The sequence below is a fragment of the Streptomyces sp. NBRC 110611 genome (assembly GCF_001590865.1).
GTDB lineage: Bacteria > Actinomycetota > Actinomycetes > Streptomycetales > Streptomycetaceae > Streptomyces.
In genome coordinates, this window is record NZ_BBUY01000020.1 from 1 (window position 1) to 17,070 (window position 17,070).

The following is a 17,070-nucleotide window of genomic DNA, read 5'->3' on the forward strand; positions in this document are numbered from 1 at the left end:
CGGATTCTCCGCACTGCTGCTGGGTGCCGTCGGACTCAAAGTGGCGGCCCGTGCGCAAGGGCCGGTAGTGGTGGTGCAAAGTTCCGAGCAGCCCGCCAAGGGGGTCGTCCTGGTGGGCGTACGGGACGAGGACGATCTCCCGGCAGTACGCTTCGCGGCAACGCTGGCAGGGCGCCGGAAGGCGTCGCTGCGGTTGCTGAGCGCCTGGACACTCCTCCGGTACCTGGAGAGCGCGGCGCCCGTGGTCCAGGCGGTGCGTGAGGTCGCGGAGGCGGCGGCCGCGGCGAGTACCCGGATCCTCGGTGAGGTCCGAGAGGAGTTCCCGGACCTCACGGTCGGCGACGATGTGGTACAGGTTCCCTCCCCGGCCGGTGCGCTGGTCGAGGCGTCCGGGCACGCCGATCTCCTCGTGGTGGGTGCCCGCAAGCACCCGCACGCGCCGGGAACCTCGCTGGGCCGGGTCGCGCACGCCATGCTGCACCACGCTCACTGCCCGGTGGCCGTCTTCCCCCGATAGCCGTCCTTGGTGCCCGCCGCACCGGGGCCGGGCCGCTTGGGCCGAAGGGATGCCCATTGGGCCCTATGCCGAATCGGGCAAGACGCCCTTTACTGAAAGTGACGAGGAGGACATCGGAGACGCGGAGCAGCGGAGCGAGACCGTGCACCGCGCAATCGGGACCCGCGAGAAGCGGGTGGTCCTCCTCGCCTTTGTGTACGCGGATTTCCCTTTGTGTACGCGCATTTCCTGGACACCCGGCCGAGTCGGGCCGGCTGCGGGGAAGCGGGAGGAGTGGTCATGACCACGGCACGAGAGATCATGCACGCCGGCGCCACCTGCGTGCAGGAGAACGAAACGCTGGAGAGCGCCGCGCGACGGATGAGCGAGCTGGGCATCGGCTCCCTCCCGATCTGCGGGCCGGACGACCGGCTGCACGGGATCGTCACCGACCGCGACATCGTCGTGAAGTGTGTCGCCAAGGGCAAGGATCCCAGGACCATGACCGCGGGCGCACTCGAACAGGGCAAGCCCGTCACCATCGATGCCGAAGCCGACGCGGACCAGGTCCTCCGCGCCATGGAGGTGCACCGGATCCGGCGGCTTCCGGTCATCTCCGACCATCGCCTGGTGGGCATGATCAGTGAAGCGGATCTTGCGCGTCACCTGACGGAAGAGCAGGTCGGCCACTTCGTCGAGGTCATCTGCGCCGCTCCCTGACCTCCCGGCGGGAGGCCGGTGAGAAGCCGGCCGTCATGGAAAGGCGGCGTGGATCTCCTGCCCGGTCGCGGTGCGGGAGACCAGGAGAAGTTCGTCGCCGGGCCGGAGCCCTACCTCTCAGCAGCTGCGTCATACCGGGTGCGGGAGCGGGGTCACCCGCACGGCGGTGACCTTGTACTCGGGGCAGGACGTGACCGTGTCCGCGTGATCCGAGGTCAGCCGGTTCACTCCGCTCGACGGGAAGTGGAACGCGCAGAAGACCTGGCCGGGGCTCACCGCACGGCTGACCCGGGTGAGGAGCCGGGCCTGGCCGTGGCGGCTTTCCACCGTGACCGGATCGCCCTCCCGCAGGCCGTACCGGTCCGCGTCATCGGGGTGGAGGTCCAGCCGGTCGGTGGAGTCCAGCAGGAGGTTGGCCGTACGCCGGGTCATGCTGCCGGAGTTGTAGTGGGTCAGCCGCCGCCCGGTGACCATGATCAGGGGGTAGTCGTCGTCGGCCTGCTCACCCGGCGGCAGATAGGGGCAGGACGCGAGGTGGGCGCGCCCGTCCGCGGTGGCGAACCGTCCCGTGTACAACGTGGCCTCGCCCGGCTGGTCAGCGTCCGGGCAGGGCCACGGAATCGCCCCCTCGCGGTCCAGCCTCTCGTGCGAGAGCCCGGCGAAGACGGGGGCGAGCCGTCCGCACTCGTCCAGCGCGGCGGCCGGGGTCGGACAGCCGAGGTCGACGCCCATGGCGGCGGCCACCGCGTGCACGGCCGCGAAGTCCGTGCGGGCCTCCCCCGGCGGCGCGACGGTCGCCCGGACCCGCTGGAACCGGCGGTCGAAGTTGACGAAGGTACCGTCCTTCTCCAGCCAGGAGGCGGCCGGCAGGACGACGTCCGCGTGACGGGCGGTCTCGGAGAGGAAGAGTTCGCTGCAGATGACCAGTGGGCAGGCGCGCAGGGCATCGGCCACCCGGTTCGTATCGGGGTCGGTGGCGCAGACATCCTCCCCGATGACCCACAGGGCGCGCAGGTCCCCGGCCCGGGCCGCCGCGAACGTGTCCGGGATCCGCAGTCCTGGCCGGTCCGGTACCCGTACGCCCCACACCTCCTCGGCCCGCGACCGGGCCACGGGGTCGGTCACCTTCCCGTAGCCGGGCAGGGTGTCGGGCAGCGCGCCCATGTCGGAGGCGCCCTGGACGTTGTTCTGGCCGCGCAGCGGGTTGATGCCGTAGCCGCGGCCGGTGCCGACCGCCCCGCGGAGGATCGCCAGGTTGGCCAGGGCCCGTACGCCGTCGGTGCCGTGCAGATGCTCGGTGACGCCGAGCCCGTAGACGATGGCGGGGTGCTCGGCGCATCCGTAGCGGCGGGCTGCCGCGATCAGGTCCGCGGCGGGGACACCGGTGATGTCCGCGACCCGGGCGGGCGGGTAGTCGGCCAGCAGCTCGGTGAACTCCGGCAGCCCGGCGGCCCGTTCGCGCAGGAAGTCCTCGTCCACCAGTCCTTCGGTGAGCAGGACGTGGGCGAGCCCGTGGAACAGGGCGACATTGGTTCCGGGGCGGGGTCGCAGGTGTACGTGGGCGTCCGTGGCCAGGCCGACGGTGCGGGGGTCGACGACGAGCAACCGGGCCCCGCGCAGCGCGCGTTGCAGCAGTCGGGCGCCGACGACCGGGTGGGCCTCGACCGGGTTGGCCCCCACCATCAGAAAGCAGTCGGCGCGCTCGACGTCGTCGAAGGAGTCGGTGCCGCCGGCAAGCCCGAAGGAGGCGGTCAGACCGGCGGCGGACGGGGCGTGGCACAGCCGCGAGCAGTTGTCGACGTTGTTGGTGCCGATCGCGGCCCGCAGGAACTTCTGGACGAGGTAGTTCTCCTCATTGGTCGCGCGGGCCGAGGAGATCGCCGCGACGGCATCGGGGCCGCCGGTGGCGACGGCCTGTCTCAGTCCCTCGGCGATACGGCTCAGCGCCTCGTCCCAGCCGACCGGTTCCAGGCTGCCGTCGCGGCGGAGCAAGGGCCGGGTGAGCCGCTCGGAGGAGGTCAGGAAGCCGTGGGCGAAGCGGCCCTTGACGCATGCGTGCCCGCGGTTGACCGGGCCGTCCCGGACCGGCAGCACCGCCGTGACGCCGCCGTCCTGGGTGGCGACGTCAAGGGAACAGCCGACGGCGCAGTAGCCACAGGTGGTCCGGGTCGTACGGGCCGCCGCGTGGTGGGCGGAGGTGAGCCCGCGCCCCGGGCCCGGCTCGGTGATCGCCCCGGTGGGGCAGGTGTCGACGCAGCCGCCACAGGCGACGCAGTCGGACTCGGCCCAGGATCCGCCGGTGCCGGGGGCGACGACGGTGTCGGCGCCCCGGCCGACCAGGGTGAGGGCGAAGGTGCCCTGGACCTCGGAGCACATCCGTACGCAGCGGCCGCAGGCGATGCACAGGTCCCGGTCGAGGTGGACGTACGGGTGGGAGGTGTCCTCGCCGCGGCCGCCGGCTCCTCGGGCCGCCTCGGGACCGATCCCCGACGACCGGCATGCTTGCGCCAGTTCGCTGCCCTCGGCGGCCAGGGCGCGGGGCGGCAGGGACGAGGCGATGAGCGCCACGGCGTCGCGCCGCAGCTCCCCCAGGGAGTCGGTGGCCGTCTCGATCCGCGCCCCGGCGACGGCCGGGGTGACACAGGCCGCGGCGATGCTCCCGTCGGCTCGTACCAGGCAGGCCCGGCACGAGCCCGCCGGGCTCATCCGGTCGTCGTGGCAGAGGGTGGGCAGCTCGGCCCCGGCCGCGCGGGCCGCGGTGAGCAGCGAGGCTCCCTCCGGCACCTCCACTCCGATGCCATCCACCTCGACCCTCACCGGTCCCACCCCGCAAGCCGGTCACCGTACGCACGGGCCAGGCTGCGCACCGCCTCCGGAATCCGCCGTCCGAAGGCACACAGGCTGGCCTCGGACAGCACCCGCAGCAACCGCCCGTACTCCTCTCCCGGCTGCCGGCCGGCGCCCACGAGCTCCAGCCCCCGGCGGGAGCCGACGCGGCAGGGCGAGCAGGCGCCGCAACTCTCCGCGGCGGCGAACTCCCATACATGGCGGAGCACTTCCTGCGGCTCCACGCCCCGGTCGAAGGCCACCAGGCCCGCGTGCCCGAGGGCGGCGCCGGCGTGCGCCAGGCCGGCCTGCGTCAGCGGCACGTCCAGCCGTGCGGCGGCGAGGAAACCGCCCAGCGGTCCGCCGACCTGGAGGACCGCCAGATCGGCACCGCCCCGCAGACCGCCGCCCAGCTCCGTGACGATCCGTTCGACCGGCGTACCGAGTTCCACCTCGTAACAGCCCGGGCGGGCGAACCGCTCGGACAGACAGACCAGCTTCGTCCCGGTCTCGCCGGGCACCCCGCGCCGGGCATGGGCAGCGCCGCCATGAGCGATGATCCATGGGACGGCTGCCAGCGTCTCCACGTTGTTGACCACCGTCGGCGCATCCCACAAGCCACGGTCGGTGGGGTACGGAGGACGTGGACGGGCGCAGCCACGGCCACCCTCCAGGCCCGCGATCAGCGCCGTCTCCTCGCCCGCGACATACGAACCCGCCCCCTCGGCGACCTCGACGTCCAGCGTCACCACGCTGCCGTGCACCGCCGCTCCGAAGTGCCCGTCCTCGTAAGCTCTCTCGACCGCCTCCCGCATCCGGGCCAGCGCGCGGGGGTACTCCGAACGCACCAGCACCACGGCCCGCCGGGCGCCGCAGGCGAAGCAGGCCAGCGCCAGGCCCTCCAGCACCCGGGCGGGATCGCGCTCCATCAGCAGGCGGTCGGCGTACGAGCCCGGATCGCCCTCGTCCCCGTTGGCGACGACCACGGTGTCGGGTGACCGGCCCGTCGCGGACCATTTCGCCGCCACCCGGAAGCCGGCGCCCCCGCGCCCCCTCAGCCCGGATGCGGCGACCTCTGCCCGCACCTCATCGGGAGGACGTGCGGCCACCGTCCGCGGCCACACCTGCCAGGCGGGCTCCCCGGCCAGGACGCCACCGAGCAGTACGGGGTCACCGGTGCCGTCGAAGGCCGGGATGACCGGCGCCGTCGGCACCTCCCGCCCGGCGAGCTGAGCGGTCAGCGTCGCTCCGGTGCACGGCGTGTCGCCGTCGAGGGCGGCGGGCCCGGCATAGCAGTACCCAAGACAGCGCACGGCCTGGAGCGAGACCGCCCCGTCGGCAGCGGCGCCGCCGACGGGGACACCGAGCTCCCGCTCCACCTGCTCGACATGCCGGCCGGCTCCCGCGGCGAAGCACGCCGTGGCGGCGCACACCCGTACGTGACGGCGGCCGTGCGGGGCGGCGAGGTCCGCGTAGTAACTGGCCGGCCCGAGCGCGGCGGCGGCCGGCAGGCCGACACCGGCCGCGACCGCCGGCGCCCAGGTTTCGGGTTGGTCCGCCGTGCCTGCCCTGGTCCGGGCCAGGGTTGCCATCAACGGGCCTCCGGGCCTCCCCCGCCGGTCGGCGAGAGCCCGGAAGGCGTCGAAACGGTCGGCAGGCGGGACGGGAGCCATGCCCTCATCGTCACGGCGGCCCCAGGCGGCCGCATCCGGGGACCGGCGCCCGCCGCAACCTGGGGGCCGGGCATGGTGACGCCCGTTCGGAGGCACGGCACCTGATCACCCCGTTCGTTACGCCCGTTCGGAGGTATCGCACGTCAGGAGGAACAGCCGTGGGGAGTCCCTCCCCGGAAGAAGAGGCACGATGAGCCGAAGCGCCACCCGGCAACCGGACCGCGCGGCGGCTTCCGCGCGGCCGACGCGGATGCTGGCGCTGGCCACGGCCGGTTCCTGCTGTGCTTCTGGGCATGGGCTCTGCCGGCACCACTGGCCCCGGCCATCCGGGAGGATCTGGGCCTCACCTCGTTCCAGCAATCGCCTTCCTCGGCATGGCACGGCGAGGGCGGTCGTTCATCGGTCGGCTCCTCGCCCGGTGGCTCCTCATTCCGTGCGGGCAACGAGGAAGTCGGCGCTGTCCGACAGTGTGGTGCGGTTCGGGGTGTCTTCGTCGTCGATCCGGATCCCGGTGCGTCTGCCGAGGACTTCGATGAAGCTCAGGAAGTCGAGTGAGTCCAGCTCCAGCGCGTCGCGGAACGTGTCGTCGGGGCCCAGTGCGGCGAAGTCGGCATCCGGGACGATCTCGGCCAGCGACTCCTTCACCACGTCCAGTGCTTCGTCGCGCTTCATAGCTCCTCCGGATTCTGCAGGAGACGGTCAACCGTGGTGAGGTAGCGGGCCCCGACTGCTCCGTCGGTGGCCCGGTGGTCCGCCGACAGGGTCGCCATGACCACGGGCCGTACGCCGAGCAGGCCATCGACCGCCCACGGCCGTTCGACGACCCGGCCGAAGCCCACCAGGGCCACTTGCGGCGGGTAGATCACGCCGAGGACGCCTTCCACCCCCTGGTCCCCCAGGTTGGTGACCGTGATGGTGGGGTCGGACACCTCGGAGCCGCGCAGCCTGCCCGTCCGGGCGCGGGCGACCAGGTCCTTCAGGTCTGCCATCAGTTGCGGGAGTTCGAGAGCGTCGGCGTTCCGCAGCACAGGGGCTACGAGCCCGCCGCCGCGCAGGGACACGGCCACACCCAGGCGTACCCCGTCGCCCGCGACGAAGTGGTTGTCGGTCCAGTAGCCGTTGAGCTCGGGGACTTCGCGGGCCGCCCGGGCCGCGGCCTTGAGCAACAGGGCCGCGGGGAGCAGCGGTTCGCCGGCCGGGCTGCGTCGGTTGCGCTCACGCATCCAGTCCACCGCGGCGGCCATATCGACCGTCGTGGACAGGTAGTAGTGCGGGATCTCCCGGTTGGCGCGTGCCATCAGACCCGCGATGGCCTGGCGCATGCCCACCGCTCGGCGGTCCTCGGCAGGACGGACCGGGACCTCTCCACCGCCCTTCGGCTCGACGGAAACCGTCGGGCCGGGGGCCGCCGCCCGGACGTCCGCGGCGCGGACCGAGCCGTCCTTGCCGGTACCCGCTACTCCGGAGAGATCGACGCCCAGTTCGCGGGCGAGCCGTCGGGCGAAGGGAGTGACGCGGGCCGGCGACCGGGGTTCCGCGGTGGCCCGCTCGACATCGGCACGGGTGACGCGCCTGCCGTGCCCGGTTCCGTGGAGGGTGTCCAGGTCGACTCCGGCCCGCTCCGCGAGATGCCGGATCAGGGGACCTTCGCCGCCGTGTGAACGTTCGTGGACCGGCCGTGCCGTCTCCGCCTTGCGGCGTTTCTCGGGAGTCACGGACTTCTCCGGCTTCTTCGTCCTCTCCCCCGGTTCCGGCTGCTCGGGTGCTCCGGGCTCCGCCACCGGTTCGATCACCGCGAGCGGTGTGCCCACCGGCACCGTCGTGCCCGGGTCCACGAGCAGTCGCCCCACCGTGCCCGTCTCGAAGGACTCCACCTCGATGGCGGACTTCGCGGTCTCGACGACCGCGACCGGATCCCCTCTGCGGACCCGGTCGCCGGGCCGCACCAGCCACTCCTGGAGCATCCCCTCGTCCATGTCGGCGCCCAGCGACGGCATCGTGAACTCGGCCATCGTCAGTCCACCGCCCGGTGTGCGGCCGCGACGATGCCGGCGGTCTGGGGCAGAGCCGCCTGTTCGAGCAGGCGGGCGTACGGGATGGGGACCTCCGCGCTGCACACCCGCTCGACCGGCGCGTCCAGTTCGTACAGCGAGCGTTCGGCGATCCGCGCCGAGATCTCCGCGGCGATGCTGCCGGTGCGCCACGCCTCGTCGACGACCACCGCGCGGTGCGTACGGGCCACGGAGGCGGCGATGGCCTCGTCGTCGAGGGGCCGCAGCGTACAGGTCGACGACTTCGGCGCTGATGCCGTCGGCCGCCAGCTCGTCCGCCGCCGCGAGCGCCTTGGGAAGCGAACCGCCGTAGGTGATCAGGGAGATGTCCGTGCCCTGCTTGCGTATCGCGGCGTGGTCCAGGTCCACCGGTGAGGTGGGCAGGGCCGGCTCCCCGGTGGCGTTGTAGAGGCTGCCGTGCTCGAAGATCAGTACCGGGTCGGGGTCGGCGAGTGCCGGGGCCAGCATGTAGCGGGCGTCCTCAAGGGTCGCCGGCGCGAGCACCCGGATGCCCGGGATGTGGGCGTACCACCCTTCGAGGCTGTGCGAGTGCTGGGCGGCGAGCTGTCGGCCCGCGCCCGTCGCCATCCGGATCACGAGGGGTACGGGGAGCTGGCCGCCGGACATGTGCAGCAGGGTGGCGGCGTTGTTGAGGATCTGATCGAGGGCCAGCAGGCTGAAGTTGACGGTCATGATCTCGACGATCGGCCGCAGCCCGGACAGTGCGGCGCCGATCCCCGCACCCACGAACGCGGACTCCGACAGCGGGGTGTCACGGATCCGCTCCGGCCCGAACTCCTCCAGCAGGCCGAGACTCACCCCGAAGCAGCCGCCGTACCGTCCCACGTCCTCGCCCATGAGAAAGACCCGGTCGTCGGCGCGCAGCGCCTCGCGGAGCGCCTCACGCAGCGCTTCCCGGTACGTCGTCTTCCGCTCTTCCGGCCGGTCGGCGGCCATCGTCATGTCACCTCCGTGGGAACGCTGGTGACGTACCGCAGCAGGTCTTCCACCGGCTCCTCGGGTGCCCGCTCGGCCGCCTCGACGGCGGCCTCGATCTCTTCGGCGATCCGGCGTTCGATCGCGGTGAGCTGCTTCTCGACCGGTTCGCCGCCCTCGCGCGTCCGCTCCATGAGCCGGGTGATCGGGCCCCGGGCCTTCCACTGCTCGATTTCCGCCTTGTCGCGGTAGCGGTCCGGGTCGTACATCGAATGGGCGCGGAAGCGGTAGGTACGCATTTCGAGGAAGTGCGGTCCGCCACCGCCCCGGATGCTCTCGGTGGCCCGACGGGCAGCCCGCTCCACGGCTTCTACGTCCATGCCGTCCACCGCCCATGCCGCCATGCCGTAGGAGGCGGCGCGCAGGGCCAGATCGGTCTGCGCCTCGTGCCGTTCGATGGCCGTGCCCATGGCGTACAGGTTGTTCTCGCAGACGAACAGCAGCGGCAGCCCCCACAGGGCGGCCAGGTTCGCCGTCTCGTGGAACTCGCCCTCGGCGTAGGCACCGTCACCGAAGAAGCAGCAGGTGACGCGGGATTGGCCGCGCATCCCGTCGGCGAGCGCGAGCCCCGCGGCCAGCGGCAGTCCGCCGGCGACGATCGCGTTGCCGCCGTAGAAGCGGCGCCCGGCGTCGAAGAGGTGCATGGATCCGCCGCGGCCCCCGCTACAGCCGGTCGCCTTGCCGTACATCTCGGCCATCACGGCCTCGGCGGTGATGCCGCGGGCCAGCGCGTGGCCGTGCTCCCGGTAGGTGGAAACCACCGCGTCCTCGGCGCTCAGTGCCTCGTTGACGCCGACGGCGACGGCCTCCTCCCCGATGTAGAGGTGAACGAACCCGCGGATCTTGGCGGCGCTGTACAGCTCGACGCAGCGCTCCTCGAAGCGCCGGATGCGCAGCATGGCGCGCAGCAGCTCGCCGCGGTGACCGTTCCGGGCCGCCTCCTCCGCGCTGGTTGCGGTCCTGCGCTTTCGGGTGCCGCGGGCCGGGCTCATGCGGATCCCTCCAATGTGGACAGATCGCCGATGGGCAGGCCGAGTTCGCGGGCGCGCAGCAGCCGGCGCATCACCTTGCCACTGCGGGTCCGTGGCAGGTTCTGGTCGAAGACGATCTCCCGGGGCGCGACGGCGGGGCCCAGCCGTCGGCGGCCGAAGGCCAGCAGCTCGCGTTCCAGTGCGGCCGTCGGTTCGGCGCCGGGCCGTAGTGAGACGAACGCCTTGACGATGTTGCCGGCCACGGGGTCGGGCCGTCCGATCACTCCGGCCTCGGCGACCGCCGGGTGTTCCATCAGCGCGCTCTCCACCTCGAAGGGGCCGACCAAGTGGCCCGCCGACTTGATGACGTCGTCGGCCCGCCCGACGAACCAGTACCAGCCGTCCTCGTCCCGCTTGGCCAGGTCCCCGGTCAGGTACCAGCCTCCGGCGAACGCCGCCTCGTAGCGTTCCTTGTCGTGCAGATAGCCCCGGAACATGGACGGCCAGCCGGGGCGCAGCGCCAACTCGCCCTCGACACCTGGAATTTCCTCCTCCGTCACCCGGCCATCGGTGATCAGCGCCCGGCCGTCCTCTCCGCGTTGGAGGACCGTCGCCTCGATGCCCGGCAGCGGCCGCCCCATCGAACCGGGCCGGATCTCGCAGGCGGCGAAGTTCGCGATCATGATGCAACCGGTCTCGGTCTGCCACCAGTTGTCGTGGACCGGCAGGCCCAGCACCTCCTGGCCCCACACCACGGCCTCAGGATTGAGCGGCTCGCCGACCGACGCGACGAAGCGCAGTGCCGACAGGTCGTACGCTGCGGGCAGGTGGCGGGCCCCGTCCCGCGGGGTGGTGCGCGTGGATCGCGCCCTTGGGGGCACCGGTGGTTCCGCTGGTGAAATGGAGCAGAGCCATGTCCTCGGGTGAGGTCGGCGGGACGGTGAACTGGTCGGGGGCGGCAGCCGTCAGCACATCGAACGAGAGCGTGCCGGGCATTTCCTCCGCACCGGGGCCGACGATGAGGACGTGCGCGAGCCTGGGAAGCGAGGCTCTGCGGTCCGCGACCTTGCGCCGGTAGAGGGTCGCGGTGGTGACCAGCACGCGGGCGTCGCCGAGCCGCAGGCGCTGCTCGACCGGGTCGGGTCCGAACGCGGAGAACAGCGGGCACAGCACACTGGTGTTCTTCAGGGTGCCGAGCACGGCCGTGTAGAGCTCGGGGCACCGGCCGAGCAACGTGAACACCACGTCGCCACGACCGACGCCGAGCAAGCGCAGGGCGTTCGCGAAGCGGTGCGTACGGCGCGCCAGCTCGGCGTAGGTGACCGTCTCGACGGCGTCGTCGCGACCGATGCACCGCAGCGCGACCCTGTCGCCACGCCCCGCCGTCACATGCCGGTCGACGGCCTCGTAGGCCATGTTCAGCCCCGCACCGCCGGGCAGCCCGTCCAGCTCGTCACGCGCCCGTGACCAGGTGAAATCGGAGCATGCCCGGGCGTAGTCGACGAGATTTGGCAGCACATCCGGTGTGTCGCCCTTGCGGATCGTTTCCCACACCATCGCGATACCTTCCGCCGCCTGGTTCTGCTTCCAGCGTCATGGACCCCGGTCCTGCGCGCATGGGCCGAAGGGGCCTGGGACCGAGGCCGGGCGGGCCGTACCGTCAGCGCGAGCCGTCGTAGGGACGGCGCGAGCCGTCGGCGCCCTGCGGCCACTGCCCGGCACTGTCCGCCTGGGTCGCGATGACGGCCGCCTGGATCCGTCGTTCCACCCCGAGTTTGGCCAGGAGGCGCGAGATGTGGTTCTTGACGGTCTTCTCGGACAGGTAGAGCCGCCGACCGATCTGCCGGTTCGTCAGCCCCTCGCCGATCAACGCCAGGATCTCGCGCTCGCGGGCAGTCAGGCCCGACAGCGCCTCCGGCTCCGGCTGCTGTTCCGCCGCTTGCGCGCCGCGCAGCCGGGCCATGAGCATCGTGGTTGCCCCGGGGTCGAGCATCGACTGGCCCGCGGCGACGGTGCGCACCGCCGACACCAGATCCGCTCCCTGGATCTGCTTGAGCACATAACCGGCGGCCCCGGCCAGGATCGAATCCAGCAGCGCGTCCTCGTCGTCGAAGGAGGTGAGCATCAGGCAGGCCAGATCGGGCATGCGGGAGCGCAGCTCACGGCACAGGCTCACCCCGTCGCCGTCGGGCAATCGCACGTCCAGCACCGCGACCCGCGGCCGCAGCGCGGGAACCCGCACGCGGGCCTGCTCGGCCGTGGCCGCCTCGCCGACCACGGTGATGTCCGGCTCGTCCTCCAGCAGGTCGTGCACCCCGCGCCGTACGACCTCGTGGTCGTCGAGCAGGAAGACCGTGATCGGCGCCTCTGGAGAGGACCGTGTGGTGTCGGCCATCAGCCGCTCCTGTCCTGCCCCGAGCCACACCGCCCGCGGTCCGGAAGCCGGTCCCCCGGTGGTTCCGGCATCCCGGGCCGCGGGACACGGGCCCTTCGGCCCCCGCTTCACAGGGTGCCACCGAGTCCCCCGGTCGGCAGCTTCCGCAGACGACAGCGGATCACCGCAGCTCCTGCCGTCCCCGCACGGCCGGCGCATACTGAGAAGCACCCGCGGGTGTCCGTCGGCCACTCCCGCCTGGGGTCCTTGAAGGAGACGACGTTGGCAAGCGCCGAGAGAGACGGTACGCGGCTGCCCCAGCTGAGGCTCGACGAACTGCTCGACGAGCTGCAGGCCCGGCTGGACGCGGCACGCGGCACGCGGGACCGGGTGCACAGCCTGCTGGAAGCCGTACTGTCGGTGGGCCGGGAGCTCGATCTGGAGCAGGTGCTGCGGCGCGTCACCGAGACGGCGGTCGCGCTGGTCGACGCCGAATACGGCGCCCTGGGCGTCCTCGGACCGGACGGACGGAAGATCGTGCACTTTCTGCCGGTGGGGATGACCGGGAAGCAGATCGCCGCCATCGGGCCGTACCCGTCGGGCCACGGCGTCCTGGGCGAGCTGATCCGGCATCCGGAGCCACTACGGCTGTCGAAGGTCTCCCAGCATCCGTCCTCGTACGGCTTTCCGGCCCACCACCCCCCGATGCACACCTTTCTCGGCGTTCCGATCCGGGTCCGCGACGAGGTCTTCGGCAACCTCTATCTGACGGAGAAGCGCGGCGGCGCCGAGTTCGACGCCGAGGACGAGTCGGTGCTGTCCACCCTGGCCGTGGCGGCTGGTATGGCGATCGACAACGCCCGTCTGTACGAGGAGGCGCGGCGCCGCGAGCGGTGGCAGCAGGCCGGTGGGGAGATCACAGCCAGCCTGCTGTCCGGGAGTCCCCAGAGCGAGGTGATCGGACTGATCGCCGGGTCGGCCAAGGACATCGCCGATGCCGAGCTGGCCGTGGTGGCCCTGCCGATGCCGAACACGTCCACGCTGGTGATCGAGCTCGCCCTCGGGAAGGGAGCGGAGGCGCACCGTGGCCTGGTGCTGCCGGCCGAGGGCAGCCTGATCGGCGCGGCCTTCTCGGCCGCCACCCCGTTGACCAGTGCGGATATCTGCCACGATGCGCGGGAGACGGCCGCCCCGGAGCGCCTCGCCGGGCTGGGGCCCACGGTGGCGGTGCCCATCGGCACCGGTACCGGCGTACGTGGCGTGCTGCTGCTTGCCCGGGCATCCGACGGGACGGACTTCACCACGGTGGAGACCGAGCAGTTGACGGGCTTCGCCGGGCAGGCAGCGGTGGCGATGGAACTGGCGGACCGGCGGCGGGACGCCGAGCAGATCGCGACGCTGGAGGACCACGACCGGATCGCCCGCGACCTGCACGACCTGGCCATTCAACGGCTCTTCGCCATGGGCATGACGCTACAGAGCGCGGCCCGGATCATCGAGCACCCCGACGCGTCGGAACGGGTGCTTCGCACGGTCGGCGACCTGGACGAGACCATCAAGATCATCCGCTCGACGATCTTCGGCCTGCGCCTCCACGAACACGACGAGGGGCACGGCCTGCGGACCCGCGTCGTCCAGACGGCCGGGGAAGCGACCGCGGCGCTCGGCTTCGCTCCCGGCCTGCGGATGGAAGGTCTGCTGGACACGCAGGTGCCCCGGGAGATCGCCGACCATGTGGTGGCGGTGCTCTCGGAGGCGCTGACGAACATCGCCCGGCACGCTCAGGCCACACGTGCCGACGTCGTCCTCAAGACCGGCGGGGAAGATGTCGTGCTGACCGTCAGCGACAACGGAGTGGGCATCCCGCCCGACGGACGCCGCAGCGGCCTGCGCAACCTCTCCGAACGAGCCGGGCAACTGGGCGGCGCACTGGAACTTTCCCGCCCGCTCACCGGTGGGACGACCCTGACCTGGCACGTTCCCCTTTCCGCGCCGCAATAGGCCGGCCGGGAGGGATGCCTCTCACGGGACATCGGCCAGGCGCGAAGTGTCCCGCTCGTCCCCTCCTCCCCAGCCTCCCTGCAGGGTGCACCCGGTCACCAGCTCCGGGGCGATCCGGATGAAGGCTTCTTCGGGCACGGCCATCCAGGAGCGGAGCCCGACCGCACGCAGCTCTTCCTTGTCCCGCGGATCGGTGACGAGCGTGGCCCGGCCAGTGACGATGACGCTCCAGCCGGTGTGCGCGGCCTCGTCGAACCGGTCCGCCTGGAACGCCACGACGGCGCCGTCGACGGCGTGTGCCAGGCGCGAGGCGGCCGAGGTGCGAAGTACCACGGAATGGTCGCGGTCCAGGGAGAAGTTGACCGGCAGAACGGCGGGCAGGGCGTCGTGCGTGTACACGATGCGCCCGATGGGGACCAGCGACAGGAGGCGCAGGCACTCGTGCCGGTCCAGCTCCCGGAAGCCGTCGCGTCGGTCCATGTCCTCACCGTGCGCGCGGTGCCTGACCAGAGGTAGGGCCGGTGGTCCCTGGCCGTATGGGCGGTTCGGGCCGTCGTGCCGGTGCGTCGCGCGCCGCACGTCAGGCCGCGTCCACATCGATCGACACCTCGGGCGGCCGCAGAAGCGAGTTGTGGACCGTGCAGTGGCGCACCACCGCGCGCAGCGCCTCCGTACGGGCTGGGGCCAACGCCCCGCATAGAAGGTCACACACGAGGCGAGAGAGGCGACGAACAGCTCGACCGGCGTGGGCCCGCTGTCGCCGCCGCCCGTGTCGGCCGGCTGGTCGACGACCAGCTCGTGCCCGCGCAGCTTGGATCCGGTACGACTCCCCACCGGTGAACGACACTTCGACTTCTCTGCTGCTCATCGCTGCCGCCACGGCCGCGGTCGGTTATGGAGTATCCGGGAGATGCGGCGGGTCAGCGCACCAGCACATGCTCTCCGGAACGGGGCACGACCGCGGTCCATCCCAGCTTGTGGTCGATCCGGTCCCTGAGGGCGGCCGACGCCTCGGGCTCTCCGTGCACGAGGTAGGTGACGTGTGGTGCCGGGGCGGCACGCAGCCAGTCCAGGATCTGTGCCTCGTCGGCGTGTGCGGAGAGATGCGGTATGTCGGCGACCTCGGCCCGCACCGGGACGTACTCGCCGAACATCTTGAGCACGCGAGCGCCGTCCACCAGATCGCGGGCGCGGGTGCCCTGCACGGCGAAGCCCACCACCACCACGGTGTTGCGCGGATCGGGCAGCAGCCTGCGGAGGTGGTGCAGCACGCGTCCGCCGGTGGCCATGCCGGACGCGGAGACGATGACGGCGGGGCCACGGGTGTGGTTGATGTCGATCGACTCCTGCACCGAGCGTGCGGCGAGGAACGGTACGGGGCTGAGCGCCGCTGCACCGGCCGTCCGGACTTCGGGCCGCAACTCGGGCGAGCCCTCGCGGATCACGTCCGTGTACACATCCAGCGCGGCCAGTGCCATCGGGCTGTCCACGAACACCGGCACGGTGGCGGGCAGCCGTCCGCTCCCGCGCAGCGCCGCGAGCTCATGGAGCACCACTTCCGTGCGGTCGACCGCGAACGCCGGGATGACCACGGAACCGCCGCGGTCGATGGTGCGTTCCAGAACGCGGGCGAATGCCTCACGGCCCGCTTCCCCTTGGTGGCGGCGGTTGCCGTAGGTGGACTCCATGAGGAGGACGTCCGCGCCGGAGAACGGCTGCGGCGGCCTCAGCAGTGCGTGTCCCGGCCGTCCGAGGTCGCCGCTGGTGGCGAGGGTATGCCCGTCTTCCAGAGTGAGGTGGGCCCACGCTGATCCGAGGATGTGGCCGGCCCGGTGGAAGCTGAGCGTGGTGCCCGCTTCGATCTCGACCTGGTCGTCGAAGGGCACGGCGTCGAACATGCGCACGGCGCGCTCGGCGTCCTCGGTGGTGTACAGCGGGTGGGCGGGGCGGTGCTTGGACCATCCGTGTGCGTTGGCGTGGGCGGCCTGTTCCTCCTGGAGACGGGCGCTGTCGCGCAGCACGATCGCGGCGAGTCGTGCCGTGTTCGCGGTGGTCAGGATCGGGCCATGGAAGCCGCCGCGGACCAGGCGCGGGAGATAGCCGCAGTGGTCGAGGTGGGCGTGGGTCAGGACCACGGCGTGCACGCTGTCCGCGTCGCACGGCAGTCGGCGCCAGTTGAGGCGCCGCAGGTCGGCAACGCCCTGGAAGAGACCGCAGTCGACCAGGAGCCGGACGTGGTCGCTCTCGATGAGGAATTTGCTGCCGGTGACCGTGCCGACCCCGCCGAGAAACGTGAGCAGCGCCGGTCGTGGCCGGGCCCCGTGGGCCAGGGGCGGTTGGCCGGGAGTGGTCATGGCACAACCTCCTGCCGCTGAGCCGCGCGGTGCCTGCCTCTGCCTCATACGGTGGCAGCGAAGGCGTCCGGGCAGATGGGGCCGAACGACCCGCGTGGGGTCCGACCGGCCCTGTGTGCCGGGCGTTCGCGCCGCCACACGGGCGTGGCACGCCTCCACAGCTCCTGCGGAGCCCCGATCGGCCCTGATGCTTGGCCTTGGCCACGGAATTCTCCGTCATGTCGTCACATCGCAGAAGAGCAGGACGCCGACAGCGGCCGGCTCGTCCCGCACGGTCCGTTCCGGCGTCCGGCTACGGCACGTCCGGTGACGGTGCGTTCGCCGGCCGCGCGCCGACGCGAGCCGGGCCGGTGACCTCGAAGGTGACGTCCACGACCCCCTCCACGGCCCGTATCAGGCGCGCCACCAGCGGAATGAGCGAGGTGTCGCGGATCTGGCCGCTGATCGTGGCCACCCCGTCGACGACGGTGACCTGCACATCCTCGTGGGACACCGCGAGGGTGGCATCGGCGTTGACGGTGAGGGCGGGCGTGCTCATCAGCTCCCCGGCCGTCAGCGCGCCGGCCTTGCGCGTGTCGTCGAGGCGCCGCAGCTGTTCCAGACGGTCC

14 protein-coding genes and 1 pseudogene are annotated in these 17,070 nt (G+C 72.1%); 3 read left to right on the plus strand and 12 right to left on the minus strand.

The window, feature by feature from the left end; translation table 11 throughout:
• The first annotated feature begins 70 nt into the window (after positions 1-70).
• Both AZE13_RS28285 and AZE13_RS28295 read left to right on the plus strand, forming a co-directional pair.
• The gene (locus AZE13_RS28285; RefSeq protein WP_181690471.1) at positions 71-517 is read left to right on the plus strand and encodes a universal stress protein; all 447 of its coding nucleotides are present in this window, start codon (positions 71-73) and stop codon (positions 515-517) included.
• Positions 518-796: 279 nt separating this feature from the next.
• Entirely contained in the window at positions 797-1,216 is a 420-nt protein-coding gene (locus AZE13_RS28295; RefSeq protein WP_066938119.1) for a CBS domain-containing protein, read from the plus strand.
• Positions 1,217-1,345: 129 nt separating this feature from the next.
• Here the strand turns inward: AZE13_RS28295 and fdhF are convergent, their stop codons facing one another.
• The 9 genes and pseudogenes from fdhF to AZE13_RS28330 all read right to left on the minus strand — a co-directional run bounded on the left by fdhF (position 1,346) and on the right by AZE13_RS28330 (position 12,128).
• Positions 1,346-4,033, minus strand: coding sequence for a formate dehydrogenase subunit alpha (gene fdhF, locus AZE13_RS28300; RefSeq protein ID WP_066938298.1), 2,688 nt, complete (start codon positions 4,031-4,033; stop codon positions 1,346-1,348).
• Positions 4,030-5,715, minus strand: coding sequence for an NAD(P)H-dependent oxidoreductase subunit E (locus AZE13_RS28305; protein ID WP_066938121.1), 1,686 nt, complete (start codon positions 5,713-5,715; stop codon positions 4,030-4,032). Before AZE13_RS28305 ends, fdhF begins: the two co-directional genes overlap by 4 nt.
• Before the next feature lie 426 nt (positions 5,716-6,141).
• Positions 6,142-6,387, minus strand: coding sequence for an acyl carrier protein (locus AZE13_RS28310; RefSeq protein WP_066938123.1), 246 nt, complete (start codon positions 6,385-6,387; stop codon positions 6,142-6,144).
• A complete protein-coding gene (locus tag AZE13_RS28315; RefSeq protein WP_066938301.1) occupies positions 6,384-7,727 on the minus strand; it encodes a dihydrolipoamide acetyltransferase family protein in 1,344 nt (447 codons plus the stop codon). The genes AZE13_RS28310 and AZE13_RS28315 overlap by 4 nt, the downstream gene beginning before the upstream one ends.
• A 2-nt stretch (positions 7,728-7,729) precedes the next feature.
• Positions 7,730-8,723, minus strand: a pseudogene (locus AZE13_RS34515) (alpha-ketoacid dehydrogenase subunit beta).
• 2 nt (positions 8,724-8,725) lie between these two features.
• Positions 8,726-9,754 carry a pyruvate dehydrogenase (acetyl-transferring) E1 component subunit alpha gene (pdhA, locus tag AZE13_RS28320; RefSeq protein WP_079124454.1) on the minus strand — a complete coding sequence of 343 codons (1,029 nt, stop codon included), beginning with the start codon at positions 9,752-9,754 and terminating at the stop codon, positions 8,726-8,728.
• Complete coding sequence (locus AZE13_RS38465; RefSeq protein WP_258528046.1) at positions 9,751-10,560, minus strand: AMP-binding enzyme; 810 nt, start codon at positions 10,558-10,560, stop codon at positions 9,751-9,753. The genes pdhA and AZE13_RS38465 overlap by 4 nt, the downstream gene beginning before the upstream one ends.
• Positions 10,493-11,290 (minus strand): AMP-binding protein, encoded by a 798-nt coding sequence (locus AZE13_RS38470; protein WP_258528037.1) that lies wholly within the window; start codon positions 11,288-11,290, stop codon positions 10,493-10,495. The genes AZE13_RS38465 and AZE13_RS38470 overlap by 68 nt, the downstream gene beginning before the upstream one ends.
• A gap of 103 nt (positions 11,291-11,393) precedes the next feature.
• Positions 11,394-12,128, minus strand: a complete 735-nt coding sequence (locus AZE13_RS28330; protein ID WP_079124455.1) for a response regulator — start codon at positions 12,126-12,128, stop codon at positions 11,394-11,396.
• A gap of 261 nt (positions 12,129-12,389) precedes the next feature.
• Here AZE13_RS28330 and AZE13_RS28335 point away from each other — a divergent pair, with 261 nt between their 5' ends.
• Positions 12,390-14,108 (plus strand): GAF domain-containing sensor histidine kinase, encoded by a 1,719-nt coding sequence (locus tag AZE13_RS28335; protein ID WP_066938125.1) that lies wholly within the window; start codon positions 12,390-12,392, stop codon positions 14,106-14,108.
• 21 nt (positions 14,109-14,129) lie between these two features.
• Here AZE13_RS28335 and AZE13_RS28340 read toward each other — a convergent pair whose 3' ends face one another.
• The 3 genes from AZE13_RS28340 to AZE13_RS28350 all read right to left on the minus strand — a co-directional run.
• Entirely contained in the window at positions 14,130-14,588 is a 459-nt protein-coding gene (locus AZE13_RS28340; RefSeq protein WP_066938129.1) for a pyridoxamine 5'-phosphate oxidase family protein, read from the minus strand.
• A 440-nt stretch (positions 14,589-15,028) separates the two neighbouring features.
• On the minus strand, positions 15,029-16,462 hold the full coding sequence (locus AZE13_RS28345; protein ID WP_066938130.1) for an MBL fold metallo-hydrolase RNA specificity domain-containing protein: 1,434 nt from the start codon (positions 16,460-16,462) through the stop codon (positions 15,029-15,031).
• Positions 16,463-16,754: 292 nt separating this feature from the next.
• The coding region (locus AZE13_RS28350) for a BON domain-containing protein (RefSeq protein WP_147264744.1) at positions 16,755-17,070 on the minus strand (316 nt) is incomplete at its 5' end.

Coding starts and splice junctions, on each gene's coding strand:
- AZE13_RS28295 (WP_066938119.1), top strand. CDS start 797: ATGACCACGGCACGAGAGATCATGCACGCCGGCGCCACCTGCGTGCAG.
- AZE13_RS28305 (WP_066938121.1), bottom strand. CDS start 5,715: ATGGCTCCCGTCCCGCCTGCCGACCGTTTCGACGCCTTCCGGGCTCTC.
- AZE13_RS28310 (WP_066938123.1), bottom strand. CDS start 6,387: ATGAAGCGCGACGAAGCACTGGACGTGGTGAAGGAGTCGCTGGCCGAG.
- AZE13_RS28315 (WP_066938301.1), bottom strand. CDS start 7,727: ATGGCCGAGTTCACGATGCCGTCGCTGGGCGCCGACATGGACGAGGGG.
- pdhA (WP_079124454.1), bottom strand. CDS start 9,754: ATGAGCCCGGCCCGCGGCACCCGAAAGCGCAGGACCGCAACCAGCGCG.
- AZE13_RS38470 (WP_258528037.1), bottom strand. CDS start 11,290: ATGGTGTGGGAAACGATCCGCAAGGGCGACACACCGGATGTGCTGCCA.
- AZE13_RS28330 (WP_079124455.1), bottom strand. CDS start 12,128: ATGGCCGACACCACACGGTCCTCTCCAGAGGCGCCGATCACGGTCTTC.
- AZE13_RS28340 (WP_066938129.1), bottom strand. CDS start 14,588: ATGGACCGACGCGACGGCTTCCGGGAGCTGGACCGGCACGAGTGCCTG.
- AZE13_RS28345 (WP_066938130.1), bottom strand. CDS start 16,462: ATGACCACTCCCGGCCAACCGCCCCTGGCCCACGGGGCCCGGCCACGA.